We start from the raw sequence: 25,914 nt of genomic DNA on the forward strand, positions 1-25,914 counted from the left end.
ATGATGAAATTAGTATTATTTTGAAGTCAATTCCTTCAATCCTTTATCTACGCTGGCCTTTACTCTATCATTAGGATTTAAAGACAGTGCTTTTTTATAATGCTTAGTCGCCAGTTTTTTATCGCCTTTAGCTTTATAACCATCACCCAAACTACTATGCCAGTTTGCATTTTTAGGGTCTTTAGCTAAATTGGTATTAAAATACTTAATAGCACGATTGTAGTCTTTAGCATTAATCATAGCATATCCCATACGGTTAATCTGCGCAGGTGTAGCTAATGTTAATGCCTCATCCATTGTCGTACCATAACCCTCATTATCACCCTTTTTCTGAAGTATTTGCGCTTTAATAGCTAAACCATTCACTGTTTTTTGACTAAAAAACTGACCTTCTAGAGCATTGTTTATCCAACCAAGAGCTTCATCTAGATCGCCTCCGTTGTTCATTGCAAAATTTGCAGCCTGCTCCCAGTTTTGTCTTGTAAAACCTTTTTGTCCTTTAAACTGACCTCTTATATCAGCTAAAACAATATCAGTCACATCTACTTCAATATTAAAAGGAATCGCTTTCTTTTCCCATTTGAGCACAGCCTTAGCTGAGTTAGCTTTTACATCTTCAAAATCATAAGTCAATAACTCTACATGAGCAATATCCTTTAATTTTACATCTGCTCTTAAAGCATCGTTAGCAGGGTCATAGAAATAGCTTCCCCAAGCGTCTTTATCCGTAGATAAGATAATTGTTGCGTTATCTGCATCCTTTACATTAATATGAAAGCCATAAGTGCCAGCAGCAATAGCTTTCCCTTCAACTTTAGCATCATGGGTAAAAGTAATTGTAGTGTTTTCATTGGCACCTGCACGCCAAGGTGCAGCTTTAGAAGTCCCAAAGCCTAAATTGTTCATGCCGTAAGGCACAAGTTTCCCCCAAACTTCACGCTCTTTTACACTTGGTCTAGAATACGTAATTGTAATATCTGTTGTGCCAATGCGCTGCATCACGGAAGCCATTTGACTACCACGAGGCGTATTTAACTGCGCAGATAATGTAAACGAAGCACAGAGAAACAGGCACATTACAAAAGAAGTAATTGTAGTTTTCATTTTTATATTGGTTTTTGATTAGTAGTACTACCAAATTATACTGATTTTGAAAGCACTACTGTTAGGAAGATGTTAAAGAACTCTTACAGGTTGTTAATTAACTAAACATTAAGAATAGCATAAAATCTAACTATATTTACATCAGTATAATAACTCCAAAGTATATGCTCCACCTAAAATTAGAAACCGACCCACGCTGGGTAAATATTGTAGAATCAAATATTGAAGAAATTCTTGTCGACCATGCCTGGTGCGAACAAAAAGCTGCCACAAATGCTATTACGATAATTACGCATAATAGTGAATATGAAGATTTGGTAACCAAATTGGTTGAGTTAGCCATGGAAGAATTAGAGCACTTTCAGATGGTACATAACATTATAAAAGAACGTGGTTATACTTTAGGTCCAAAACGTAAAGACCACTATGTTAATCAACTCCACAAGTTTATGAATCGTGGTGGCAACCGGACGCAAAGTTTGGTGGACCGATTATTATTTTCTGCAATGATTGAAGCTCGAAGCTGTGAGCGTTTTAAATTACTCTCACAACGCATAAGCGACCCTGAATTGTCTAAATTTTATTACGACCTAATGGTAAGTGAAGCTGGACATTATACTGTTTTTATTACGTTTGCTAAAAAATACGGCAAAGGCATAGATGTTGAAAAACGCTGGAAAAAACTCGTAGAATTTGAAGGCGAGATTATTAAAAGCTATGGAAAATCTGAGACCATACATGGGTAAAAATTAAACCACAATTCATTCTTTTTTTGAAAAAAACAACTTGTAATAATGTTCTAAAGTATTTCTCTATGCTACTGCTATTTTTTGCACTAGTAGGGCATTCACAAGACATAGGTTCATTAGCTAAGTTTGAACCCAAAGATGGTAAAATCTTAGTTTTTATTGGTCAAGAATTAGAAGCCGTTGGCGGCTTAGAAAATTACACTGATGGTTATTGCAATTATTTTGATATGCCAGCTGGCATAACACTATATACCAACTTATCTCCTGGTGATGAATCGTTTGGATATTACAACAAAGGAAACGATGGATTAAAAACAGTAGCTAATTGGGGCGCTGGTGATAGTTGCGGACAATACTACTTAGATAATGAGACGTTTAAAAACGTTAGTCTATCCATTGGTTTGTCTATTGTAAATCATGAAAAGCAAATTGCAAAAGGAACACACGATAAACTCATCACAGAATTAGGAGAATGGATCAAATCTACTAAGCGTCCAGTATTTTTAAGAATCGGTTACGAATTTGACGGCTGGGACTGGAATCACTACAAGAAAAAATTCTACCTAAAATCGTGGGAGCGTATTCATGCTATTTTCAAAGCTATGAAAGTGACTAATGTTGCATTTGTTTGGCAATCCAAAGGCATAGGCTCTGGGCAAGATATTTTAGAAGAATGGTATCCTGGAGATGAGATTGTAGATTGGGTTGGTTATTCCTATTTTGGAAATCCAGATACCGAAATGCTTACTTTTGCTAGAACGCACAATAAGCCGGTTTTTATTGCTGAAGCAGCGCCAGTAAGAGAAAATAGTAACTTATATTTTAATTCACAACTTACAAATCCTAAAGTAGCAAAAAGACTTTGGGGGGAATGGTTTATATCATTTTTTAAAACCATCAATGACAATAGCGATATCATAAAAGCCTTTAGCTATATTAATACAAACTGGCCATCTCAACCTATGTGGACATACAACCCTACATTTCAAAAAGTAGATTCTAGATTACAAATGAGTGATTATGTAGCAAAAAAATGGAGAGAAGAATTAGAGAAACCACAATACATTAAATCTTCTGTAAATTTGTTTAACGATTTAAGATATTAGACGTAAACACATGCTCACCAAACTCGGAAAAAAATTTACTGACGGTTTTACCAAATATATGCCAAGTGCTTATGTATTTGCCTTATTGCTCACACTTATCATTGGTGTTTTAGCACTCACACTCACAGATGCAAAGCCCATAACGGTTTTAGAAGGTTGGTATGATGGCTTTTGGAAATTACTCACCTTTGGAATGCAAATTGTCTTAATTATTATCACCGCATACTGCATTGCACAATCCAATCCTGTAAAACATGCTATTGACAGATTCGCTTTGGTCATAAAGACGCCTGTACAAGTGTATATGGTCGTGATAGCTCTAGGCACTCTATTATCATTGATAAGCTTTGGGATGGTAGTAATCACTGCAATTTTAGGGCGTGAGTTAGCAGTTAGAATAAAAGGCATTCACTATCCATTTTTAGTGGCTTGTGTGTACTTTTCTTTTAACGGTTGGGTTTGTGGATTATCAAGTTCAATTGCATTATTACTAAATACCGAAAACAACTTTTTAATTGAAAGTGGCATTCTCAAAGACACAATCTCTACGAGTTATAGCTTGGGGTCTACGCTTAACATAGCTATGATTGCGCTATTTGTTATTATAGCACCACTGTTGATTTATTTCTTAATTCCAAAATCATCTAAGGGTAAAGAATTAAGGGACTTACTCACAGAAACAAATACCGAAGACCATTCTGTAAAAGACGAAGCTATGTCCTACAAACTTCCATTTAAAGCGGTTTCTGATGCCTTGAATAATGCAGCCTGGTTACAAATTAGTGTGGCTTTGTTAGGTGTGACATACATAATTTATAATTTTTTTATAAATGGGTTTGACATCAACTTTAATATCATGATTTTTGTCTTCTTGATAGCAGGTATGTTATTACATATTACACCTATGCGTTACAGTATAGCTATGAAGCGCGCCAGCAGTAATATCGCAGGTATATTATTCCAATACCCATTTTATGCAGGCATTATGGGCATTATGATGGCTTCTGGTTTGGGCAGCTTAATTAGTGATGCCTTAGTAGCTATTGCCACACCAGAATCTTATGCCGTTATCTCTTATGTCACAGGTGGCATTATTAATTTTGCTATTCCTTCCGCAGGCGGTGAGTTTGCAGTGATTGGCCCGAGTATTATTAACATGGTACAAGAGTTGGGCGCAAATCTCTCACAAACCAATGTTACAGCCATGACCGCTCGCGCCTCTATGTCCGTGGCCTATGGTGAGAGCTTAAGCAATTTATTACAGCCGTTTTTCCTTTTAATTGTTTTTCCTGTTATGGGCAAAGGCATAAAAATACAAGCCCGTGATGTTGTTGGGTACTTGTTTATCCCATTTGTGGTCTTGTTTGTCATACAGGCCTTGATGGTCACTTACCTCCCATTGTAAACACTTGAAAAGCATTTGATGTCATATATTGACCATGTTATGTGCCATTCTTAAAATAAAATGTAACATTTTCTGATTTCTACATCTAAAGGGAAATCAAAACATAGAAACAATGAAAAATGTTATTTTATTTTTAGTCGCAATAGTATACTCTTTATCAATTAACGCAACAGATAAAACGCAACCTATCCATATAGAAGTTACAGGAAAAGGTAATCCTATACTTTTTATACCAGGGTTTACAGTTCCAGGAGATGTCTGGAGCCCTCTCGTAAAAGAGCTAGAAAAAAATTACGAATGCCATGTGGTTACTTTAGCTGGTTTTGGTGGAAAAGAGCCTATTGCGTTTCCATGGTTACCAAAAATAAATCAATCTCTAAGAGACTATATTAAAAACAATAATTTACAAAACACCACTATAGTTGGACATAGTTTGGGTGGCACAATAGCCACTTGGCTTGCGACACAAGAGGATTTAAAACTTTCTGAAATTATAGTAATTGATGCGCTTCCAGCTGCTGGTGCATTGATGATTCCTAATTTTAATCCTGAAAACTTGGCTTATGAAAGCCCATACAACAACCAACAACTAGCAATGGACGATGTTGCATTTGAGCAAACCGCCAAAGCGATGTCAAAAGGGATGAGTCTACAAGAATCTGCACAAGAAAAAATTAAAAACTGGATTTTAGAATCTGACCGGAAAACATATGTTTACGGATATACCGATTACCTTAAATTAGATTTGCGAAAAGATTTAGAAAAAATAGTAATTCCTGTTACAATAATTGCCACCACTGAACCTTATGGGAAAGATATGGTAACACAGACTTATAAAAGTCAATATGAAAATTTAAAAGGCTATAATCTTATTTTAGCGGAAGACAGTGCGCATTTTATCATGCTAGATAAGCCTCAATGGTTTACAAAACAGATACGAATGATCTTATCCTCAAAAGAATGACTGAACAGGAATTTACTAAGATTTATAATTCAAACGCTTCCAAAGTCCATAGGCTATGTTTAGGTTATGCTTCTGGCAATAATGAACTTGCCGATGAATGGCTTCAAGAGACTTTTATAAAAGTTTGGAATCACAGAAATTCTTTTAAGGGCAAATCAGCTATTGACACTTGGATTTATAGAATTGCGGTAAATATATGCTTAGGAGATTTACGTAAATCCAGGAAAAGTATACCAATAAATGAAGACCTATTGTCAAAAAGAAGCAATGATGAAGAAAATGATAATGATGAAAAAAATATCAAGCAAATGTATCACTGTATTGACCAACTCACTGAGCAAAACAAAGCATTGATATTATTAGAATTAGAAAATATATCGCAAGCCACTATAGCCCAAACAGTTGGCCTAGCACACGGGACATTAAGAACACGCTTAAGTCGTATTCGAAAATCACTTTTAAAATGCATTAAAAATGGAAAATGATTCTTTAAACAAATTATGGCAGGCTCAGAATGAGCCTTCTGAGATAAGCAATGTTGAAACTATTTTAAACAAAGCAAAGCAACAACGCAATGGACAATATATAAGTATAACTGTTATGTCCGTAACAGTGGTAATACTAATTGCATACACTATTGCTTTTGCTACAAATCAATGGAACAACTTTATTTTAGGCTTACTTCTTATGATTTCTAGTCTTGTTTTTAGAATACTATTAGAGTTTATCTCTATGTATCGTAAAAAGAGTCAGATAATTCTAATGAGCCAAAAGCTATACCACGCTTATCTCAAAAAACATTACAAAATACGCCTGATGGTAAATTATTATATCACTCCAATATGTATTGCTGTGTATTTATATGGCTTTTACCTATTGCTTCCATATTTTAAGGACTATTTTTCAGAAGGCTTCTATACCTATATTGTAATTTCTGGTATTATTTCTCTTAGTATAATTATTGTTATTATCATAAACAGTGTAATTAAGGAGCGTCGTTTTCTAAAACACTTAAGAGAAGTATAGAATCTATACATCACTTTTAATATTAAAAAACTAACTTAGTAGATATAATGTATTGAAACACTTTTGAAAATTATTAAGAACATAAGAGAGAAATCCGGATACACTCAAGTTGAATTAGCAAAACAAACAGGTTTGTCCTTAAGAACAATTCAACGTTTAGAATCTAGTAATAAAGAGCCTAAAGGCTATACATTAATGGTGCTTTCAAAAAAATTTAATATGGAGCCTTCTGCTTTGAGTGCTCAATTTAAGATTATAGAAAGCGAGCATGAATCTGAAAAAACATCAATTCAACTTATTAATTTATCAATTATATCGTTTATAGGAATTCCATTTGGAAACATCATTTTCCCTATTATACTTTGGTACAGAAATCGTAAATCTAAATTTGTCGACGAAATAGGTAGACGGATTATTAATTTTCAAATTATCTGGTGGATTGTTTTATCGCTGCTTCTATGCCTCTCACCTATTATTAGTCGAAAATTTCTATCCAATACGCAAATCATCCTTTATGTATTATTTGCATGTTATGTATTTAATATTGTCATCGTATGTATCACTGCCATAAAATTGAAACGTAACGATTACAGTTTTTTAAATGTTCCTATCAGCTTTATATGAGATATTGTCGCAAAATTGGCGGCATTATAATCCCGGTTTTTAATTCGTTTTCTTATTAATTTGTGTGTATGAGTTTCTAAAACGACTCATCGTATTTCATCATATCAAAATCACACAATCATGAAGAAAAAAATTGGTTACACGCTACTCTTCTTATTAGTTCTTATTCTTTCTGTTGGCTATTATTACATTCGAAAGTTTAACAATGCATTTTTTAAAGAAAAATCAGCATACATGGAATATACTTTTGAATCTAAACCCATTCATTTTGATTGGGCATCTAGTTATAAAGGTTCAGGTGGATACCATGAACCGCAAGCAGCAATCATAATTCCAGTTAAAATTGAAAACTTAACACATCGGTTTTACATGCAGTTTGATACTGGTGCACCACATTCTTTTATCTATGAAAAGGATTTAAAATCCTTGCGAAAAATTGGACTTAACATTGAAGAAGTTACAAAAGGCGAAGAACGTTTTGTTGAAGCGTTAAATTTTAAATTAGACAGCACAACTATAAACGCTAAAATGATTAGAATCTTAGAGAATTACGGAAATTCTTTTGATAAGACTGATACGATTTCTAATCTCAATATAGGAACTATAGGCAGCGATTTTATTACTAATAGAATTACATCTATCGATTTTAAAAATCAGACATTAGAGCTTTACGAGCAACGTCCAAAATGGATGAAAACCAAATCAGAATTTAAGCCTTTTGATTTTACAGGAAGACGCATCATGCTTCCAGTAGTTATAGACAACAAAGATTACGAATTGTTTTATGATTCGGGCTGTAGTGCGTTTGGATTAATAACTATAAAAAGCAGGTTTGATAAATATACCGATGAAAATACTGAGGCGATTGCATATAACGCTAAAAGTTGGAATAGCAGTATTGCTATTACTAGTAAAGTCAGTAATAAACGCTTTAAAATAGGCAATACAGAATTAAGTCTTAAACGTGTAAGTCATGTAGACATGTACAATGCTATACAACCCTTAGTAACACCATTTACAAGAATTGGTGGTTGGCTAGGAAATCAACCTTTTAATGATAAAATCTTAATTCTAGATACAAAAGCCGAAGAATTTATAATACTAGAAAATTAAAATTTATTCATTAATCAATTCGCTAACAAAACGTTCAAATTCCGTTTTAAATTCGGTGTATTTATCACCAGTGGCTGGACCATTAAAACCGGTATGTATTTTGCGCACTTTTCCTGTTTTGTCGATAAAAATTGAGGTTGGATAGGACAACACATGGTTAAGCATTGGAAGTTTCTCTTGAGCTTTAACTTTGTCAGATGTTCCATACTGAGCTAATAAAATAGGGTAATCTATCCCAATCTTAGATTTTAAACGGTCTATACGGCTAAACGCAATCTCTTCAGTTTTAGCATACTCAAATGCCAAGGCAATAATTTCAAAATCTTTATCTTTATTCTTGTTATAAAAATCTGCGTAGTACTTACTCTCATCCAAACAGTTTGGACACCAGGTTCCCATAATCTGCACAACAATAACCTTATCTTTAAAACGCTCATCTTTAAGACTCACCATATCACCTTTAGCATTAGGAAATGTAAAGTCTATACTATCATAGCCTTCCTTTAAAAAGGTTAAACTATCAGCACTTGGCAATTCGTAATCTGGGTTACGTTTGGCAACAAAAGGTTCTTTCCAATGGTTACCTGAATAAAACTGACCTTCCATAGTAGAGTCAGTGACTTTTGCCGTAAACAAAAAGGCATGTGCCCCATCAAAAGTAGAGAGCTTCATAATATTGCCATCCATAATACCTTCGAGATAGCGGTAATCACCAGTAGTGGTTCTAAATGTGCCATAAACAAAATGGTCAATCTGCTCAAAAATACCTTTAGCAATATACTCGTCACCCTCAATGCCTTGACTAAATATGGCTTCCCAAACACCATCTACAGAAGTTGATATTGGACTTTTTGGTGATTTCGAAAAACGTACGTCTTCATTAAAAGTGGCTGTAAACGGAACAATTCTATCTAAGCTTTCCTTGATAAATTCACCTTTAAGATTATCTCCATCAAAAGTGGCCGCAAAATAACCTTCGAAAACTGGTGCAGTAATGAATATAGAATCGTTTCGGTATTCGACCTCATCGACATCAATCACTTCTTCAGCATTAAAAATCTTCAAGGTTATTGGCGAATCTACTTTAAATAAAAAGGGTAATTCTTCATTATCCTGTACCTCTAGAACAGCTCTGTATGTTCCATTTTTAAGAATTTTAGGCGTCTCTTCATTTTTACATGACGTGAGTAATAAAGCTAGTATAAGTAGAGATAGATATCGCATTAGAAAATGTTTGTAATAAAGTTCGAATTAACAACAAATACCTTACAAAAAAAAGCCCAACACAAAATGTTGGGCCTTAATTAAGATTTGTATGAGATTACTTTTTAATAATCTTCTTTTGAATGGTACGCTGCCCATCGTTGATGTTTACAATGTACATTCCTGAATCTAGATGATTTAACTCCACCTTTCCTTTGAATGTACCTTTAGCCACAAAACGTCCTGACATATTATAAATCGCATACGATACTTCTCTGTCATCTTTCATTTCAAGATTTAAAGTATTGTAACTTGCATAAATTTTAGAGTTAAAAACAGGTTCCTCTACACCTAATTCCCCATCAATATTGATGTCAACAAAAGCTGCAAAACGTGCTCCAGATGCCCCAATATTTACGGTGTAATCTTCAACCTCTCCATAAGTAAATGTTTCACATGCTCCAGGCGTAGAATTCCATTCCATAGATACTCTTAAACGTGTTGGTCCTGCAACAGCTGACGTTGGTACTGTAAAGTTATAGGATAAGTTTCCTCCGTTTGAAGACGAACCAGCGACGATTTCCTCACTAGACTCAAATGTTCCGTTTTGGTTGAAATCTATCCAAGCTCTCCATTGCTCAGTATACGATTGTCCAGGGAAACCTGCACTTAAGACAATAGTATTACTACCGTAGTTGATGTTACCTGTTTGGTTTGTGAAATCACCGTAACCACCATTTGAACCCGTAGCGTTTGAAATTCCACCTAAAGCAACAAAATCAATAAACTCAAAATTGGTGTTATTCCCTTGAGAGTTGCAGTAGTTTAATACTACAGCTTCAGTTGATACTGACACATTAGAACTCGCATTTGATACATTTCCAGCAGCATCTTTAGCCCTTACATTAAACGTGTAGTTAGTGGATGGTGATAAGCCTGTTACCATATAACCAGTACTAGTAACTGTTGTTAATAATGTAGCGCCTTGGTATACATCATAACCAGTTACGCCAACATTGTCTGTGGATGCAGACCATGATAACACAACTGAACTTGTCGTCACATTTGATGCTGTAAGATTCGTTGGTACTGATGGCGCTTGCGTATCTGGTGGCGTAGCTGTTGTTACACCAACATTAGAACTCGCATTAGACACATTTTCAGCAGCATCTTTTGCCCTTACATTAAAGGTGTAGTCTGTGGATGATGATAAGCCTGTTACTGTATAGCCTGTACTAGTAACTGTTGCCAACAACGTAGCGCCTTGGTACACATCGTAACCAGTAACTCCAACATTGTCTGTAGATGCTGACCATGATAACACTACTGAACTAGTCGTCACATTTGATGCAGTGAGATTCGTTGGCACTGATGGTGCTTGCGTATCTGGTGGCGTCGCTGTAGTTACACCGACATTAGAACTCGCATTTGATACATTTCCTGCGGCATCTTTAGCCCTTAAATTAAACGTGTAGTTTGTTGATGGTGATAAGCCTGTTACTGTATAACCAGTACTAGTAACTGTCGTTAATAATGTGGCGCCCTGGTACACATCATAACCTGTTACGCCAACATTGTCTGTAGATGCTGACCATGATAACACTACAGAACTTGTTGTTACATTTGATGCTGTAAGATTGGTTGGTACTGATGGTGATTCTGTATCTGGTGTTGATCCTGCCCCACCGTCAATAGTATGAGAACCTAAATCATCAAATGTGTTTTGAGGAAATTGGTCCCATTCCGAAACAGTATACGTTGTATTTGGATCTAAAACTGAAGACTTACGTCTTAAAGTGACGTCTTTTGCAAAATTTGCACTACTATTTTCGTTACCCATTTTATCAATCAACACATTATCTTTAAATAATCCAATAGCATCGTTACCATTAAACGTTGTAACACCACTTGTTGCATCAGCTTCGTTTAATATTGCTGCAGTTGCACTACTATTAGCGACTACAAAAACTTCACCGTTGGCCAATTGCCCAGTTAAATTATAAGTGCTTGTAAAATTACCACTACCGTTAGTAGCCTTCCTGAGAGAGTATCCAGAAAGATTAACTGTAGCGCCTGTAAAATTAGCAACCTCTAATGCTTTATTGTTTGATGAGCCTTCAATATATTCTGAAATAAACAACTCTGAAGCTGTTCCTCCAGTTCCTGCAGCTTGCGTTGTTACTGCTGTAGAATTACTATTTGCAGAGGTATTACCTGCAGCATCTGTTGCATTTACAGAAAAGCTATATAATGTACTTGCTCCTAATCCAGAAACATTGTAGTTCGTCCCACTCACGGTTGTAACAAATGCACCATCCTGAAAAACATTATAACCAGTTACGCCAACATTATCCGTAGATGCAGACCATGTTAAAACGGTTGAGTTTGAAGTTGTATTAGAAGCTACTAAATTAAGTGGTACAGTTGGTGCTTCAGTATCTTGAGTTCCAGTACCAAAACGGTCTTCGGCTTGAGGACCACCCCAAATTTGAGTCGCAAAAGCAGGATTATCTACAAAAGGATTCCTGTTCCCTTGAATATCAGCAATGACTTCATTTCTATTATCTTCAAAGCCATTTACTGGGTCTTCTGCATTCCATTGCAATAAAACATCAATCATGTTTGCATCTCCGGCCACTGTATTTCCTACAGCAACATCACTTGGCAAACAACGGCTACCATAACGCAAATACATATACATCATCATTCTAGCTACATCACCTTTCCATTCGTCACCTGGATAAAAGTTACCTTGAGGTGTGATTCCAGAATTTCCGTTACCAGCAGCAAACTTTCTGTTACTTCTAGAAGAATTCATTTGACCATCAGCAGGGCGCAACGAGTGCGCATCACTTCCAGGGCCAGTACTACCCAAGTTTGGATTTCCTAAAGATCTGGGATAAACATGCTCTCTATTCCAAAGACCAATACCACCGCCATTGTCATTTACACCACGAGAACGATCGGTCATAAAATCACCATCATTGTCATTATAGCCATATATCAGCAGTACTTTTGACGCATCAGTTGGGTCTAAATCAGATTGTTGCAAAGCATCCCAAACACCAGGAGTATAACTCAAAATAGTCGTTTGCGTTGTGGTAATCTTAGACGCTAAATCATCTTTTAGAGAAGTTCCTGTTTGGTTTAGATTAACATCGTTATAATACGAAGGTATTTGAGCATACGCTAACGCGCTAATCAATAAAATTGAAAAAAGTAGAATTTTCTTCATTAGTTAAATTTGGTTTAATGTTGTGTTAGTAATTTTCAGTGCGTAAATTATTATTTAATTACATGCTTATTATTGAGCTGATTTAAAACACTTAAAAAGCTAATAACAATTCTATATTAATCGTCTAAAAACAAGCAGATTACCTCAATAAAAAATGTTAATAATTATTTTTTTAACTAAAGACTTTTCAATTTTATTAAGACATAAGTATTATTATCTTTGACATCTTAAATAAGATTGAGATTTATGAAGATTTCTTACAACTGGTTAAAGCAGTTTATTAAGATAGATTGGGATGCCGAAAAAACAGGTGAGTTACTAACAGACCTTGGATTAGAAATTGAAGGCATTGAGACATACGAATCTGTAAAAGGCGGACTCAAAGGTATTGTAGTTGGAGAAGTATTGACTTGCGAGCAACACCCAAATGCAGATAGGTTAAAAGTTACTACAGTAAATATTGGCGAAGATGCACCTTTGCAGATAGTCTGTGGCGCTCCAAATGTTGCCTCTGGACAAAAAGTACCTGTAGCAACTATTGGCACCACATTATATACTGAAGAAGGTGAAGCTTGGAAAATTAAAAAAGGTAAGATACGTGGAGAAGAAAGTCATGGGATGATTTGTGCTGAAGACGAACTTGGCTTAGGTAAGTCTCATGATGGCATTATGGTATTAGATTCTGATTTAAAGGTAGGCACACGAGCTTCTGAAGTTTTTGACATCGAAAATGATAATGTTTTTGAAATTGGTTTAACACCAAACCGTGCTGATGCTATGAGCCATTATGGTGTTGCACGCGATCTTAAAGCGGGTTTATTACAAAAGGATATACTATTAGAGTTAATTACACCATCAGTTAGCTCGTATCATGTAGATAGCAGAACATTAAAAATAGATGTTGATGTCCAAGACAAAGAAAAAGCACCAAGATACTGTGGCGTTACCATTTCTGGATTAAAAGTTGATGATTCACCTAGCTGGCTACAACATCGCTTAAAATCGATTGGCCTATCTCCTATTAATAATATAGTAGATATTACAAATTATGTACTTCACGAATTAGGACAACCTTTACATGCCTTTGATGCCAATAAAATCTCAGGTAATAAAATTGAAGTAAAAACTTGCACTAACGGAACAAAATTTACAACGCTAGACGAGGTTGAGCGTGAGCTACATGAAGATGATTTAATGATATGTGATGCCGAAAAACCTTTATGTATCGCAGGTGTTTTTGGAGGTATAAACTCTGGTGTTACTGAAGGGACAACGAGCATCTTTTTAGAAAGCGCCTATTTTAATCCGGTTAGTATTCGTAAAACAGCAAAGCGACATGGACTTAATACAGATGCCTCTTTCCGTTTTGAACGTGGCATTGATCCAAACATAACAGAATATGCATTAAAGCGTGCTGCACTAATGATTACTGAAATTGCTGGCGGTGAAATATCAAGTGATATATATGACACTTATCCTAATAAGATCAGTGATTTTGAAGTTCGTTTAAGTTTTGATAACGCTAAGAAATTAATAGGTGAAGAAATCCCAAGAGAAACTATTAAAAGTATTCTAACATCTCTTGAGATAAAAGTTAACAATGTTACCGAAACAGGCTTGGGGCTCACTGTTCCTGCATACAGAAACGATGTACAACGTGAAGCTGATATTATAGAAGAAATACTACGTGTGTATGGTTATAATAATGTAGGAACTACGGAAAAACTAAATGCGTCGATTTCAAATTCTACACGTTTTGAAGATTATAAACTTCAAAATATTATTGGAAATCAATTAGCGTCTCAAGGCTTTTTTGAAATTATGGCAAACTCATTAACCACACCAAAATATGTGGAGCTTAGTGCACAGTTAAATGCTGAGCATAATGTAGAGATGCTCAATCCTTTGAGTAAGGATTTAGGCGTCATGCGGCAATCACTATTATTCTCTGGTCTAGAAGCTGTTTCATATAACATTAACAGAAAACGTGGTGACTTAAAGTTATTTGAGTTTGGTAAAACTTATCATCAATATTCAGAGCAACGTGAAGAACACAAGCATTTGTCATTGTTTGTAACTGGAAATAAATCAGATGAGTATTGGGATCCCAAAGTTCAGTTATCTCCAAGTGATTTCTTTTACTTAAAAGGTACCGTCGAAATTATTTTACAACGCCTAGGTTTACATCGATTGAAATCTTCTCCATTAAAATCAGACCTATTAAGTGAAGGCATGAGCTTATCTCTAGGAAAACTTAAAATAGTAGATTTTGGCTTAGTTAAAAAAACAACACTTAAGCATTTTGGAATTTCTCAAAATGTACTATTTGCAAATTTTAATTGGGATAATGTATTAGAAATAGCAAAACATAATAGTATTAAATTTAAAGCTATACCTAAGTACCCTGAGGTCCGTCGTGATTTTGCATTACTTATAGACAATACGGTTACTTTCGAGGATATTTTCACTATTGCAAAACAAACTGAAAAACAACTACTAAAAAATGTAAATTTGTTTGATGTATATGAAGGCAAAAACTTACCTGGTGGTAAAAAGAGTTATGCCGTGAGTTTTACATTACAGGATGAAAATAAAACTCTGACTGATAAACAAATTGATAAAATAATGAACAAGTTACAGGCCAATTTTGAGTCTAAACTTGGTGCAGAATTACGATAATATGAGATATAGACTTATTTTTCTTATTAGCTTTTTTTTATTAGTTATTAATAAGTCTAATGCGCAACAACTCAAAACCCAGATAGATAGCACTAAACCTCAAACGATTTGGCAAATGGCCAAATACGACACAAGGTACACTCTAAAAAGTGTTGGTCATGCTTTCACCAGACCTTTACATTGGAAAGGGAATGACTTTGCAAAATTAGGAATTCTACTAGGAGGAACAGCAGCACTTACCTTTACTGATGAGCCAATACAGGAGTTTATCCAGAATCAAAGACGTGATTTCCCAAAAGTTGTAAGAGATTTTGGTTGGTATTTTGGTAGTCCTCAAAACTACTTTATGGCTAATGCCGGTTTATATGGCTTTGGACTTTTTACAAAAAATGAGAAGATTAGAAAAACTAGTGTTCTTATAATTTCATCATCATTAACCACTGGTTTAATTCAAACCTTTACAAAGAATGCAATTGGTCGTGCAAGGCCAAGTAGAAATGCTGGTCATCTAGAATTTTCGTCTTTTGCAAATGAATCTAGTTTTCGCTCGTTTCCTTCAGGGCACACCGTATTATCTATTACTATGGCGCATTCTATTGCTAAACAATTTGAAAACCCATGGGTAAAAGCTGGAATTTATACTGTTGGAGCTATTCCTCCAATATCAAGGCTTGTCGATGACGCACATTGGTTTACAGATATAGCTTTTAGTACAGTTCTTAGTATTATTGTTGTGGATAGCATTGATAATTTCTTATTCGATGACAAAGCATACGATTATCCAAAAAAAGAAAAAGTGATTTCTTGGAATCTTAGATTTTCAACAAATCAAATTGGTTTGGTTGGCACCTTCTAAGTGAAAATTATTTATCATTTTATTCACATTTAACATATCTATATTCTTTACTTTTAACAGAACTAAAAAAATAAACTATGGCAAATATTACATTAGGTGGTAACCCAGCTACAACTGTAGGTAACCTTCCAGGAATAGGATCAAAAGCTCCCGATTTTAAATTGACTACTACAGATTTATCAGATAAAACTTTAGCAGATTTTAGTGGTTCAAGATTGGTATTGAATATTTTTCCGAGTGTTGACACAGGTGTTTGTGCACAATCTATTAGAACCTTTAATAAAAAAGCAAGCAACTTAGAAAATACTAAAGTACTATGCATATCTAAAGATTTGCCATTTGCTATGGCACGTTTCTGTGGTGCTGAAGGTTTAGATAACGTTATAAACCTTTCTGATTATAAGACTGGAGATTTTGGAAACACTTATGGTGTTACTTTTAAAGATAGTGCATTTGAGTCACTGCACTCAAGATCTGTTGTTGTCGTAGATACGGATGGAACAATTTTACATACTGAGCAAGTTTCAGAAACTGGTGAAGAACCAAACTATGAAGCGGCTCTAAATGCTTTAAATTAATATATGCCAAATAGGAATAAAGAATCTTTTGGAGTCAATCGCCTTAAAAGCGTAGGTTATGCTTTTAAGGGTTTGGTGGTTTTGGTAAAGACTGAAAACAGTATAAAACTTCAGCTCATCATTGGATCAATTGTAACTATTGCAGGAATTTATTTTAATATTTCTACTACAGAATGGCTAATTCAACTAGTGATGATAGCCATGGTTATGAGTGTTGAAGGCGTAAATACTGCTATAGAATATATGGCAGATTTTATTCACCCGGACCACCACCCTAAAATTGGACTTATTAAAGATATTGGTGCTGGTGCCGTTCTTATTGCTTCTATAGCAGCGATCATTGCCGCTGGGATTATTTACATTCCCAAAGTATTTGCTTAATCTTTATATTGTTAATAACACCTTGGTATAAATACCAAAACCGTTAGGATAAACGTTACTTATTTGTATTTTTGATTTAGTACTAAATCTATCACTTCCTTTATAGGATTTTATTAATGGCAAAAAGAACAACCAAGAAAAAAACCAAAGCTAAACCAAAGACTAAGCGTAAGCCTATCTCTTTAAAATTATCAAACCAACAAAAATTAATCGTTGGTAGTTTACTGATAATTCTGGGTGTACTTTTATTTATTTCCTTTGTGTCCTTCTTGTTTACAGGTAAAGAAGATCAGAGTATTTTATCTGAATTCCCTTCTAGACAAGTCGAGGCTAAAAATTGGGCTAACCAATTTGGAGCCAAATTAAGCGAATGGTTTATAACCAAAGGATTTGGTTTACCCTCATTTATATTTTCAGGATTATTATTTCTATCTGGCGTTTATGTAACGCTAAACTTAAAGCTATCTAAGCTACGTAAACATTGGATTTGGGGAACACTAATTGTAATATGGCTATCAATATTTTTTGGATTTTTTACTCACAAGTACGATATACTTGGTGGTGTCATAGGCTATGAAATGAATCACTTTTTTCAAGATTATATTGGTAAAATAGGTACTGCTCTCCTACTTGCCTTTGGTCTTATTGTGTATTTAGCAATTCGTTTTAAAGTGACTGGTGATACGTTTGTTAATCTATTTAAAAATGCTAAAAAAGATTTTAAAGATGATTTTGATTCAAATGAATCAAATACCGCTGAAGATAAAGTAGTCCCTATTGATAATAGTCTATCTGAAGAGGCAGAATCCATCAAATCTGCATTTGAGATTCCATTAGATAACATAGAACCTACTATTTCTAAACATTCAAAAATAGAAAAAGACAACCCTACAGAACTTAAGGTTGAACCTCCAAAAGAAATGGAGGTTATTATAAAAGAGCCTGAAGTTGAGATGAAGATTGAGGTTACCGAAGAAGAAAAATCTGAAACAGATAATCTTGCGGATAAACTCGTTGAGGATTTTGGACAATTTGACCCAACATTAGAGTTGAGTAATTTTCAATTTCCGCCATTAGATTTATTAAAAAAATACGATAACGAAGGTATCTCAATTGACCAAGACGAGCTTGAAGAAAATAAAAATCGTATCGTAGAAACACTTAATAACTACAAAATAGGTATTACAAGTATTTCTGCCACTATAGGTCCAACTGTGACCTTATATGAGATTGTTCCTGAAGCTGGTATTCGTATTTCAAAAATCAAAAATCTTGAAGATGATATTGCATTATCACTTTCGGCCTTAGGGATTCGTATCATTGCACCTATTCCTGGAAAAGGTACTATAGGTATTGAGGTCCCAAATAAAAATGCGACTATTGTTTCTATGCACTCTGCTATAGCATCTAAGAAGTTTCAGAATTCAGCAATGCAATTACCCATAGCTTTAGGTAAAACAATTAGCAATGAAACACTCGTTGTAGATTTGGCAAAAATGCCTCACTTACTCATGGCTGGTGCTACAGGTCAAGGTAAATCTGTTGGTCTTAATGCTGTACTGACCTCTTTACTTTACAAGAAGCATCCTGCGGAGGTTAAATTTGTTTTAGTTGACCCAAAGAAAGTGGAGCTTACACTCTTTAATAAAATAGAACGTCACTATTTAGCGAAACTACCAGACAGTGAAGACGCTATTATAACAGATAATACTAAGGTAATTAATACTTTAAATTCTCTATGTATTGAAATGGATAACCGCTACGATTTGCTAAAAAATGCATTTTGTAGGAATATTGCTGAATACAATAAGAAATTTAAAGAACGTAAACTTAACCCAAATGATGGACATCAATTTTTACCTTACATCGTTTTAGTTGTTGATGAGTTTGCAGATTTAATAATGACTGCAGGCAAAGAGGTAGAAACACCTATTGCACGCTTAGCACAATTAGCACGTGCCATAGGGATTCACTTAATTATAGCCACGCAACGTCCTTCTGTAAATGTCATCACAGGGATTATTAAAGCAAATTTTCCAGCCAGAATTGCATTTAGAGTAACCTCAAAAATAGATTCTCGTACTATTCTTGATGGCTCTGGAGCTGACCAATTAATTGGTCGTGGTGATATGTTGTATACTCAAGGTAATGACTTAATCCGTATACAATGCGCCTTTGTTGACACACCAGAAGTAGAACGTATAACAGAATTTATTGGTTCTCAGAAAGCATATCCAGACGCTTATCTTCTGCCAGAATATGTAGGCGAAGAAGGTGGCACAAATCTTGATATAGACATAGCAGATAGAGATAAGTTGTTTAAAGAAGCTGCTCAAATTATAGTCACAGCACAACAAGGGTCAGCGTCTTTATTGCAACGAAAACTAAAATTAGGGTACAATAGAGCTGGTAGACTTATTGACCAACTAGAAGCTGCTGGAATAGTCGGTGGTTTTGAAGGTAGTAAAGCGCGTCAAGTTCTAGTACCAGATTTAATAGCCCTCGAACAATTATTAGAAAACGAAAGCCAATAATGGCATTTAATAAAACAAAATGAAAAAATTAAGTATTCTTTTAGCATTAATTATCACTAGTACTGTATTTGCACAAGACAAGGCTGAAGCACTTTTAAATGAAGTTAGCAAGAAAGTTAAAGCTTACGAAAATATTAGTGTGGATTTTAAATACGAACTTAATAATGTTAGTGAAAATATTACGCAAGAAACCAAAGGCGATGTTACTATACAAGATGATAAATATGTATTAAACGTCCTAGGCGTAACTCGTATTTACGACGGTAAAACACTATATAATATTAGTCCAGAAGATGAAGAAGTAACTATATCTTCAGAAAACACAGAAGATGAAGGTACAATAACACCTAGCAAGATGTTATCTTTTTATGAAGATGGTTATAACTACAAAATGGACATTGTTCAGAATGTTAAGGGTAGAAAAATTCAGTATGTAAAATTAACACCTATTGACAGTAACGCAGAAATAAAGCATGTTCTATTAGGTATAGATGCAACAACAAAACATATTTATAATTTGATAGAAGTTGGTAAAAACGGCACAAAAACAACATTAACCGTTAATTCTTTTAAAACCAACCAAGCTATACCAAAAACTCTATTTACTTTTGATAAAAATAAGTACAAAGACTATTACATCAATAAAATAGATTAGACTTGAAGATTTTAGACAGGTACATATTAAAAACCTACCTAAACACATTTGTGAGCATATTTGTAATATTTATGTTCATTTTTGTTTTACAAGGGCTTTGGCTATATATCTCAGAGTTAGCTGGTAAGGACTTAGATATTGTTACTACCTTTAAATTTATTTTTTATTATTCTCCTAAGTTAATTCCTCTCGTTATTCCACTAACAGTATTATTAGCTTCAATCATGGTTTTTGGGAATTTTGCAGAAAACTATGAGTTTGCGGCGATGAAATCTACAGGGATTTCGCTGCAACGTGCAATGAGAAGTTTATCTGTCTTTATAGTAGCACTTGGTTTTGGGTGTTTCTTTTTTGCCAATAATGTGATTCCTTGGGGAGAATACAATTTTTATAATCTAAGACGAAATATAGCTAAAGTAAAACCTGCATTGGCAATTGCAGAAGGGCAATTCAATACTATAGGTAATATTAATATCAAAGTTGATAAAAAAAGTGGTGAGCGTGGACAGTTTTTAAATAACGTCGTTATTCATCAAAAAAAGTCATTTAGAAGCGGAAACTATACTGTTATTATTGCTGAAAAAGGAGAGCTAAAAAGTGCTGAAGATTCTAATATACTTAAGCTTGAACTCTCAGATGGTAATTTTTATGACGAACTAATTACTAGAGATATACGAAAATTCAATAAGCGGAAACCTCATGCTCAAAGTCAATTTAAAACCTATACTATAAACATAGATTTAGGTAATTTAAAAATAGATGTAGATGAGAAAAATACTGACGATAGATACAGCATGCAGGATGTTAGTGATTTAAATTACTCAATAGATAGCTTGTATAAAAAACGGAATAAAGATTATGAAGCATTTTCTACAAGTTTATATAACAGAAGTACATATACTAACCTAAAGACCTCTTATGAAGCGACAAATGATACTATTCATGATACAGATATCTTAGATCTTTTTAATACCAAAACCAAAGTTCAAATTTTAGGATTAGCATTTAACACTGCAACTAGTACTTCTCAAATTATTCAAACCAACGAAAAAACATTTAACGCACAAACTTCTAACAGAAACAGACATATTATAGCATTGCATGAAAAATATGCTTTAGGCTTTGCTTGTATTATTCTATTTTTTGTTGGGGCTCCTCTAGGTGCTTTAATTAGAAAAGGTGGCATAGGCCTGCCAATGGTTATAGCCATATTATTGTTTCTTACCTATCATTTTATTGGGATTTTTATTAAAAATAACGCCAAAACAGATGCTATAGACCCAGCATTAGGTACTTGGTTATCTACTTTAATAATGCTACCTCTGAGTATCTATCTAACCTATCGAGCTACAAATGACAGAGGACTAATAAATCTCGACTTTATAACAGTACCTCTAAAAAAGTTCTTTGCCTTTAAACCAAAGTCAGAACTAAACACTATTAAAAATATTCAATCTTATAGTTATTACAACAAACACTCAATAGATGAACTTATTGATATTGTTAAAACACAAGATGAGTTTGATTTAGATAAAAAACCAAAACAAATAGCGCTTCAGCATTTATTTGATAGAAAAATTACAATTGCTGAGTTAGAAGAAAAAGAATTGGTTGTTCCTGAAAATATTAAAAATGCCAAATATTATTTAAAAGATTATATAGACTACTCAAAAACTAATTTGGTCACATTCAGTTTAGGAGTCATATTCTTGATTCTTCATTTTGTATTTAAAAACAATAAACTACCAGAGTTATCAGAAATTGTAAAGTCATTAAGTTTTATAGCCTTTGGCATGTTTGGACTATACGTTATAGTTTCGTCTGTATATTATTCCAAATTTTATAAATCCATTGGACAATCTAGTAAGAGGGTTAATCCGTTACTCATAGTATTAAGTTTGCCCTTCTACCCAATAAAGCACTTTTTATTAAAGACAAGAGTCAAAGAAGACTTCCATTTAAGTTGCTTAGAGCAAATAAAATAAGCTTATCTTTGCAATATCAAAATACACGTCATGATTACTGAAACTGTGAGTACAAAAATCATTCTAAATACTATTGAAGAGGCCATTGAAGACATACGCCAAGGAAAGGTGATTATTGTAGTTGATGATGAGAATAGGGAAAACGAAGGCGATTTTTTAGCAGCAGCGGAAGCTGTTACTCCAGAGATGGTAAACTTTATGGCCACTCATGGACGTGGTCTTATATGCACACCTTTGACAGAACAGCGCTGTAAAGAGTTAGAGCTAAACATGATGGTACGTAATAATACGGACCCAATGGAAACTGCTTTTACTGTTTCTGTAGACTTAAGAGGTAATGGCGTTACTACAGGAATTTCTGCAAGTGACCGTGCTAAAACTATAAAAGCTTTAGTCGATAAAGACACAAAGCCATTTGAACTCGCTAGACCAGGTCATATTTTTCCTTTAGTTGCCAAAGAAGGTGGTGTTTTAAGACGTACTGGACATACTGAAGCAGCTATAGATTTTGCGCGTTTAGCAGGTTTTAAACCAGCTGGTTTCATTGTTGAAATAATGAACGAAGATGGAACAATGGCCCGTTTACCTCAATTAGTAGATGTTGCCAAAAAATTTGATTTAAAAATTGTATCTATTGAAGATTTAGTAGCCTATCGTATGGAGCACGATTCTTTAATAGAAAAGAAAGAAGATTTTGATATTGAAACGCGTTTTGGTAAATATAGATTACGCGCATACAAACAAACTACAAATAATCAAATTCATATAGCGCTAACTAAAGGCAACTGGAATTCTGGTGACGAAGTGTTAACTAGAATAAACTCTACATTAGTAAATAATGATATTTTAGGCACTTTAACCAACAATCCTGATAAGAAGTTAGATAACATGTTTAATGTTATTAATAAAGCCGGAAAAGGTGCAATAGTATTTATAAATCAGCAAAACCAAACTACAAATTTATTAAGTAGACTTTCTATTCTAAAAAGTAGCCAAAAAGAAGGGCAAATTGCTAAAGCGCCACGTATTGCTATGGATACAAAAGATTTTGGTATTGGTGCTCAAATCTTGCATGATTTAAACATCAGTAAAATAAAATTAATTTCTAACAGTGAGCAAACCAAACGTGTTGGTATGATTGGTTATGGTTTAGAAATAATTGATTATGTCAATTACTAAAGATTAGCTTTTATGAGCTGAGCCATTTTTTTAGCTCTTTGCTTTACTTCTTCTTCTCTCCAAGATAATTTTATTAAACAAGAAATATTTCTTGCAATATAACTATCTGACTGTTTGTAAGTTTTACCTTGAAGATACTGAAGCCCTTCTTTTACTTCTTGAGCAATAGGGAATAATGACTTTAGTTCTTTTAAGTGATTCCATTTTCTGATATAATGCCAATTATTATCATAATAATGAAAGCAAGCATCTACTCCACTTTCCTTAAAAGCTTGAGAGACTCTGCGGGCTATATCTAAATCTGGTAAAAAGAAATTTAGAAAAGCACAACTTTCTACTCCTCCATCGGGCACAGTTCTAAACTCAACTTCAGGGATTTGCTGCAATTCTGCTCTAATGATATCAAAATTACGTTTCTGTAGTGCTAAAAATTCTGGTAAGCGCTTTACTTGAGCCAAACCAACAGCAGCATGCAATTCTGATATTCTAAAATTATAGCCTAAAAATGGATGTGTTTCAGCACCTCTATCACTTCCAATATGGTCATGACCGTGATCACTATAATGGTCTGCATTAATATAATACGTTTTATTATTACTAATTACTGCACCACCTTCGCCGCAGGTTATAGTTTTTACAAAATCAAAAGAAAAACAACCTAAATCAGCAATACTACCAAGAGGTTTGCCTTTATAAGAACCTCCAATGGCTTGGCACGCATCTTCAACAAAAACTAAATTATGCTTATCACAAACAGATTTAAGTGCATCCATATCTGCCATACTCCCACACATTTGCACAACCATAACAGCTTTTGTTTTTGGAGTAATTGCAGCTTCTACAGCTTTTGGATCTAGAGTTAATGTACTATCAATATCTACTAGAATAGGAATTGCACCTAGCATCATTATGGCTTCAAAACTCGCAACAAATGTAAATGTTGGCATAATAACCTCATCTCCAGCACCAATACCTGCAGATGCTAAAGCAACAGAAACCGCAGCAGTTCCACTAGATACTAATTGCACATGATTGGTTTGAAATGTTTTTTGAAGCTCAGCTTCAAGCGCTTTGGCTTTCCAATGTCCATTGCGCATACCATCAAAACCATAGCGCATTAAAACGCCATTATCTAAGACGTCATTGACACTTTCGCGTTCAGCGTCTCCAAATAATTCAAATCCTGGCATAGTTAATTAGATAAATCTTTAAATTCATTTAAGAAGAGTTCAATATTTGCATCTTCAAATTTTGTAAGCAAAGGCAAGTAATTTCTTGTTTTAAAGCGTACCGCTGTTATAGCAGGAAATACTTTATTCTTGTTATAACTTGAAATAACTCTACTATTATATCTATGCTTCTCATTATTATTTGCATCCTCAATTAATAATCCAACAATACTGTTTGAATTATTTTTAAACTCATCCGATTTTAAAATGCGCTTCTTTATTACACGTTCTATATTTGGGCTCTGTCCATTATTAAAATAAATAACTAAAATTTTATTATCCTTTTGAGCCTTACTTAGTGCCGTAGGATAGTCTGTTTCCCAAACAATACTTTGCGATAAAACTGGCATAGATACCAAACACAGCAAAACTAAAAATATGTAATTTTTCATATCATAAAATTTATCAAAAAACAAATATAACACTTTGATATACTTAAGCTAAAAACTATAAATCTATTACTGTAGCATCTATAGATTTTCTAACTTTTTTTAATGTAGAAAACATATCGTCTTCTGCTCTATAGCCTACTGGTAACAACAATACTGATTTCAATCCTTTTTCTGATAATCCTAGCACTTTATCATAAGCCTCAGGGTTAAAGCCTTCCATAGGACAGCTATCAATCTTCTCTAACGCACAAACTGTCATCAAATTGCCTAAAGCTATATAAGCTTGACGTGTTGCCCAATCGATTTTTTTTGCTTCTGGCATCGTTTTAATTGTAGACTTTAATTGATTCTTAAAAGGCTCCAAGATTGATTCTGGCGTATTCCTAATTGCAGTAATATTTTCAAAATGCTCATCTACATCGCTATTATCAATTTCATTTTGAATACATAAAATCAATAAATGCGAAGCATCAACGACCTGACGCTGATTATAAGAATGTTCTACTAAAGCTTCTCGCTTAACTTTATCTTCAATGACTACAAGCTTTAGGGTTTGCAGGCCATAAGATAATGCCGTAAGGTTAAAGGCCTCTTTAAGTATTGATAATTGCTCATGAGATATAGATTTAGTGGCATCAAACTTTTTGGTTGCGTACCGCCATTTTAATTGCTCAATAACGTTCATAGACTTTTTTTTGCAAAAATACGGAATGTTATATTGAAGTAATCCACAAAAAAAGCTTCATCAAAATTTGATGAAGCTTTTGCGGAGAAAGAGGGATTCGAACCCCCGGAGGTGTGACCCTCGCCAGTTTTCAAGACTGGTGCATTCGACCACTCTGCCATTTCTCCTTGAGTGTCTCATTAGGTATTACCTAAATGCGGATGCAAATATAAAATCCTTTTTTGCTTTTGCC

The 25,914-nt window shown here is 34.2% G+C and carries 22 protein-coding genes and 1 tRNA gene; 16 read left to right on the forward strand and 7 right to left on the reverse strand.

Annotated elements, in window-relative coordinates; genetic code table 11:
- Positions 1-15: 15 nt before the first annotated feature.
- A complete protein-coding gene (locus IEV10_RS09945) occupies positions 16-1,104 on the reverse strand; it encodes a DUF2911 domain-containing protein (RefSeq protein WP_188374571.1) in 1,089 nt (362 codons plus the stop codon).
- 164 nt (positions 1,105-1,268) lie between these two features.
- Between IEV10_RS09945 and IEV10_RS09950 the strand changes: the two genes are divergently transcribed.
- The 8 genes from IEV10_RS09950 (at position 1,269) to IEV10_RS09985 (ending at position 8,091) form a co-directional block, all read left to right on the forward strand.
- Positions 1,269-1,850 carry a MiaE family protein gene (locus IEV10_RS09950; RefSeq protein ID WP_188374572.1) on the forward strand — a complete coding sequence of 194 codons (582 nt, stop codon included), beginning with the start codon at positions 1,269-1,271 and terminating at the stop codon, positions 1,848-1,850.
- Between the two features lie 68 nt (positions 1,851-1,918).
- The gene (locus IEV10_RS09955; RefSeq protein WP_188374573.1) at positions 1,919-2,959 is read left to right on the forward strand and encodes a glycosyl hydrolase; all 1,041 of its coding nucleotides are present in this window, start codon (positions 1,919-1,921) and stop codon (positions 2,957-2,959) included.
- 10 nt (positions 2,960-2,969) lie between these two features.
- A complete protein-coding gene (locus IEV10_RS09960; protein WP_188374574.1) occupies positions 2,970-4,364 on the forward strand; it encodes a short-chain fatty acid transporter in 1,395 nt (464 codons plus the stop codon).
- A 112-nt stretch (positions 4,365-4,476) separates the two neighbouring features.
- Complete coding sequence (locus tag IEV10_RS09965; protein WP_188374575.1) at positions 4,477-5,328, forward strand: alpha/beta fold hydrolase; 852 nt, start codon at positions 4,477-4,479, stop codon at positions 5,326-5,328.
- Positions 5,325-5,813, forward strand: a complete 489-nt coding sequence (locus tag IEV10_RS09970; protein WP_188374576.1) for an RNA polymerase sigma factor — start codon at positions 5,325-5,327, stop codon at positions 5,811-5,813. Before IEV10_RS09965 ends, IEV10_RS09970 begins: the two co-directional genes overlap by 4 nt.
- Complete coding sequence (locus IEV10_RS09975) at positions 5,803-6,354, forward strand: hypothetical protein (RefSeq protein ID WP_188374577.1); 552 nt, start codon at positions 5,803-5,805, stop codon at positions 6,352-6,354. The genes IEV10_RS09970 and IEV10_RS09975 overlap by 11 nt, the downstream gene beginning before the upstream one ends.
- Before the next feature lie 63 nt (positions 6,355-6,417).
- Positions 6,418-6,978: a helix-turn-helix domain-containing protein gene (locus IEV10_RS09980; RefSeq protein WP_188374578.1), complete on the forward strand. Its 561-nt coding sequence runs from the start codon at positions 6,418-6,420 to the stop codon at positions 6,976-6,978.
- Between the two features lie 120 nt (positions 6,979-7,098).
- The gene (locus IEV10_RS09985; protein ID WP_188374579.1) at positions 7,099-8,091 is read left to right on the forward strand and encodes a hypothetical protein; all 993 of its coding nucleotides are present in this window, start codon (positions 7,099-7,101) and stop codon (positions 8,089-8,091) included.
- Between the two features lie 3 nt (positions 8,092-8,094).
- Here IEV10_RS09985 and IEV10_RS09990 read toward each other — a convergent pair whose 3' ends face one another.
- Entirely contained in the window at positions 8,095-9,315 is a 1,221-nt protein-coding gene (locus tag IEV10_RS09990; RefSeq protein WP_188374580.1) for a peroxiredoxin family protein, read from the reverse strand.
- A 97-nt stretch (positions 9,316-9,412) separates the two neighbouring features.
- A complete protein-coding gene (locus IEV10_RS14350; RefSeq protein WP_229719682.1) occupies positions 9,413-12,529 on the reverse strand; it encodes a fibronectin type III domain-containing protein in 3,117 nt (1,038 codons plus the stop codon).
- 246 nt (positions 12,530-12,775) lie between these two features.
- Between IEV10_RS14350 and pheT the strand changes: the two genes are divergently transcribed.
- The 8 genes from pheT (at position 12,776) to ribB (ending at position 23,376) form a co-directional block, all read left to right on the forward strand.
- A complete protein-coding gene (gene pheT / locus IEV10_RS10010) occupies positions 12,776-15,208 on the forward strand; it encodes a phenylalanine--tRNA ligase subunit beta (RefSeq protein ID WP_188374581.1) in 2,433 nt (810 codons plus the stop codon).
- A gap of 1 nt (position 15,209) precedes the next feature.
- Positions 15,210-16,064: a phosphatase PAP2 family protein gene (locus tag IEV10_RS10015; RefSeq protein ID WP_188374582.1), complete on the forward strand. Its 855-nt coding sequence runs from the start codon at positions 15,210-15,212 to the stop codon at positions 16,062-16,064.
- Positions 16,065-16,141: 77 nt separating this feature from the next.
- Positions 16,142-16,642, forward strand: coding sequence for a thiol peroxidase (tpx, locus tag IEV10_RS10020; RefSeq protein WP_188374583.1), 501 nt, complete (start codon positions 16,142-16,144; stop codon positions 16,640-16,642).
- Between the two features lie 3 nt (positions 16,643-16,645).
- Entirely contained in the window at positions 16,646-17,023 is a 378-nt protein-coding gene (locus IEV10_RS10025) for a diacylglycerol kinase family protein (protein WP_188374584.1), read from the forward strand.
- Positions 17,024-17,139: 116 nt separating this feature from the next.
- Positions 17,140-19,557, forward strand: coding sequence for an FtsK/SpoIIIE family DNA translocase (locus tag IEV10_RS10030; RefSeq protein WP_188374585.1), 2,418 nt, complete (start codon positions 17,140-17,142; stop codon positions 19,555-19,557).
- Positions 19,558-19,576: 19 nt separating this feature from the next.
- Complete coding sequence (gene lolA1 / locus IEV10_RS10035) at positions 19,577-20,212, forward strand: outer membrane lipoprotein periplasmic chaperone LolA1 (RefSeq protein WP_188374586.1); 636 nt, start codon at positions 19,577-19,579, stop codon at positions 20,210-20,212.
- A gap of 2 nt (positions 20,213-20,214) precedes the next feature.
- Positions 20,215-22,197 carry an LptF/LptG family permease gene (locus IEV10_RS10040; protein WP_188374587.1) on the forward strand — a complete coding sequence of 661 codons (1,983 nt, stop codon included), beginning with the start codon at positions 20,215-20,217 and terminating at the stop codon, positions 22,195-22,197.
- Between the two features lie 30 nt (positions 22,198-22,227).
- Positions 22,228-23,376, forward strand: a complete 1,149-nt coding sequence (ribB, locus tag IEV10_RS10045; protein ID WP_188374588.1) for a 3,4-dihydroxy-2-butanone-4-phosphate synthase — start codon at positions 22,228-22,230, stop codon at positions 23,374-23,376.
- Here ribB and IEV10_RS10050 read toward each other — a convergent pair.
- The 4 genes from IEV10_RS10050 to IEV10_RS10065 form a co-directional block, all read right to left on the reverse strand.
- On the reverse strand, positions 23,373-24,566 hold the full coding sequence (locus IEV10_RS10050) for a DegT/DnrJ/EryC1/StrS family aminotransferase (protein WP_188374589.1): 1,194 nt from the start codon (positions 24,564-24,566) through the stop codon (positions 23,373-23,375). The two genes, ribB and IEV10_RS10050, sit on opposite strands and share 4 nt — an antisense overlap.
- 2 nt (positions 24,567-24,568) lie before the next feature.
- Positions 24,569-24,997, reverse strand: a complete 429-nt coding sequence (locus IEV10_RS10055; RefSeq protein WP_188374590.1) for a hypothetical protein — start codon at positions 24,995-24,997, stop codon at positions 24,569-24,571.
- A gap of 55 nt (positions 24,998-25,052) precedes the next feature.
- Positions 25,053-25,682, reverse strand: coding sequence for an NAD(P)H-dependent oxidoreductase (locus tag IEV10_RS10060; RefSeq protein WP_188374591.1), 630 nt, complete (start codon positions 25,680-25,682; stop codon positions 25,053-25,055).
- A gap of 82 nt (positions 25,683-25,764) precedes the next feature.
- Positions 25,765-25,849, reverse strand: a tRNA-Ser gene (locus tag IEV10_RS10065).
- Positions 25,850-25,914 lie beyond the last annotated feature (65 nt).

The sequence above is a fragment of the Winogradskyella haliclonae genome, assembly GCF_014635865.1.
GTDB lineage: Bacteria > Bacteroidota > Bacteroidia > Flavobacteriales > Flavobacteriaceae > Winogradskyella > Winogradskyella haliclonae.

Bases quoted from the DNA above. Each gene is read 5' to 3' on its own strand.
- IEV10_RS09970 (WP_188374576.1), top strand. From the start codon at position 5,325: ATGACTGAACAGGAATTTACTAAGATTTATAATTCAAACGCTTCCAAA.
- ribB (WP_188374588.1), top strand. From the start codon at position 22,228: ATGATTACTGAAACTGTGAGTACAAAAATCATTCTAAATACTATTGAA.
- lolA1 (WP_188374586.1), top strand. From the start codon at position 19,577: ATGAAAAAATTAAGTATTCTTTTAGCATTAATTATCACTAGTACTGTA.
- IEV10_RS10055 (WP_188374590.1), bottom strand. From the start codon at position 24,997: ATGAAAAATTACATATTTTTAGTTTTGCTGTGTTTGGTATCTATGCCA.
- IEV10_RS09985 (WP_188374579.1), top strand. From the start codon at position 7,099: ATGAAGAAAAAAATTGGTTACACGCTACTCTTCTTATTAGTTCTTATT.
- IEV10_RS09945 (WP_188374571.1), bottom strand. From the start codon at position 1,104: ATGAAAACTACAATTACTTCTTTTGTAATGTGCCTGTTTCTCTGTGCT.
- IEV10_RS09960 (WP_188374574.1), top strand. From the start codon at position 2,970: ATGCTCACCAAACTCGGAAAAAAATTTACTGACGGTTTTACCAAATAT.
- IEV10_RS10050 (WP_188374589.1), bottom strand. From the start codon at position 24,566: ATGCCAGGATTTGAATTATTTGGAGACGCTGAACGCGAAAGTGTCAAT.
- pheT (WP_188374581.1), top strand. From the start codon at position 12,776: ATGAAGATTTCTTACAACTGGTTAAAGCAGTTTATTAAGATAGATTGG.
- IEV10_RS09955 (WP_188374573.1), top strand. From the start codon at position 1,919: ATGCTACTGCTATTTTTTGCACTAGTAGGGCATTCACAAGACATAGGT.
- IEV10_RS10030 (WP_188374585.1), top strand. From the start codon at position 17,140: ATGGCAAAAAGAACAACCAAGAAAAAAACCAAAGCTAAACCAAAGACT.
- IEV10_RS10025 (WP_188374584.1), top strand. From the start codon at position 16,646: ATGCCAAATAGGAATAAAGAATCTTTTGGAGTCAATCGCCTTAAAAGC.
- IEV10_RS09990 (WP_188374580.1), bottom strand. From the start codon at position 9,315: ATGCGATATCTATCTCTACTTATACTAGCTTTATTACTCACGTCATGT.
- tpx (WP_188374583.1), top strand. From the start codon at position 16,142: ATGGCAAATATTACATTAGGTGGTAACCCAGCTACAACTGTAGGTAAC.
- IEV10_RS09950 (WP_188374572.1), top strand. From the start codon at position 1,269: ATGCTCCACCTAAAATTAGAAACCGACCCACGCTGGGTAAATATTGTA.
- IEV10_RS14350 (WP_229719682.1), bottom strand. From the start codon at position 12,529: ATGAAGAAAATTCTACTTTTTTCAATTTTATTGATTAGCGCGTTAGCG.
- IEV10_RS10015 (WP_188374582.1), top strand. From the start codon at position 15,210: ATGAGATATAGACTTATTTTTCTTATTAGCTTTTTTTTATTAGTTATT.
- IEV10_RS10060 (WP_188374591.1), bottom strand. From the start codon at position 25,682: ATGAACGTTATTGAGCAATTAAAATGGCGGTACGCAACCAAAAAGTTT.
- IEV10_RS09975 (WP_188374577.1), top strand. From the start codon at position 5,803: ATGGAAAATGATTCTTTAAACAAATTATGGCAGGCTCAGAATGAGCCT.
- IEV10_RS09965 (WP_188374575.1), top strand. From the start codon at position 4,477: ATGAAAAATGTTATTTTATTTTTAGTCGCAATAGTATACTCTTTATCA.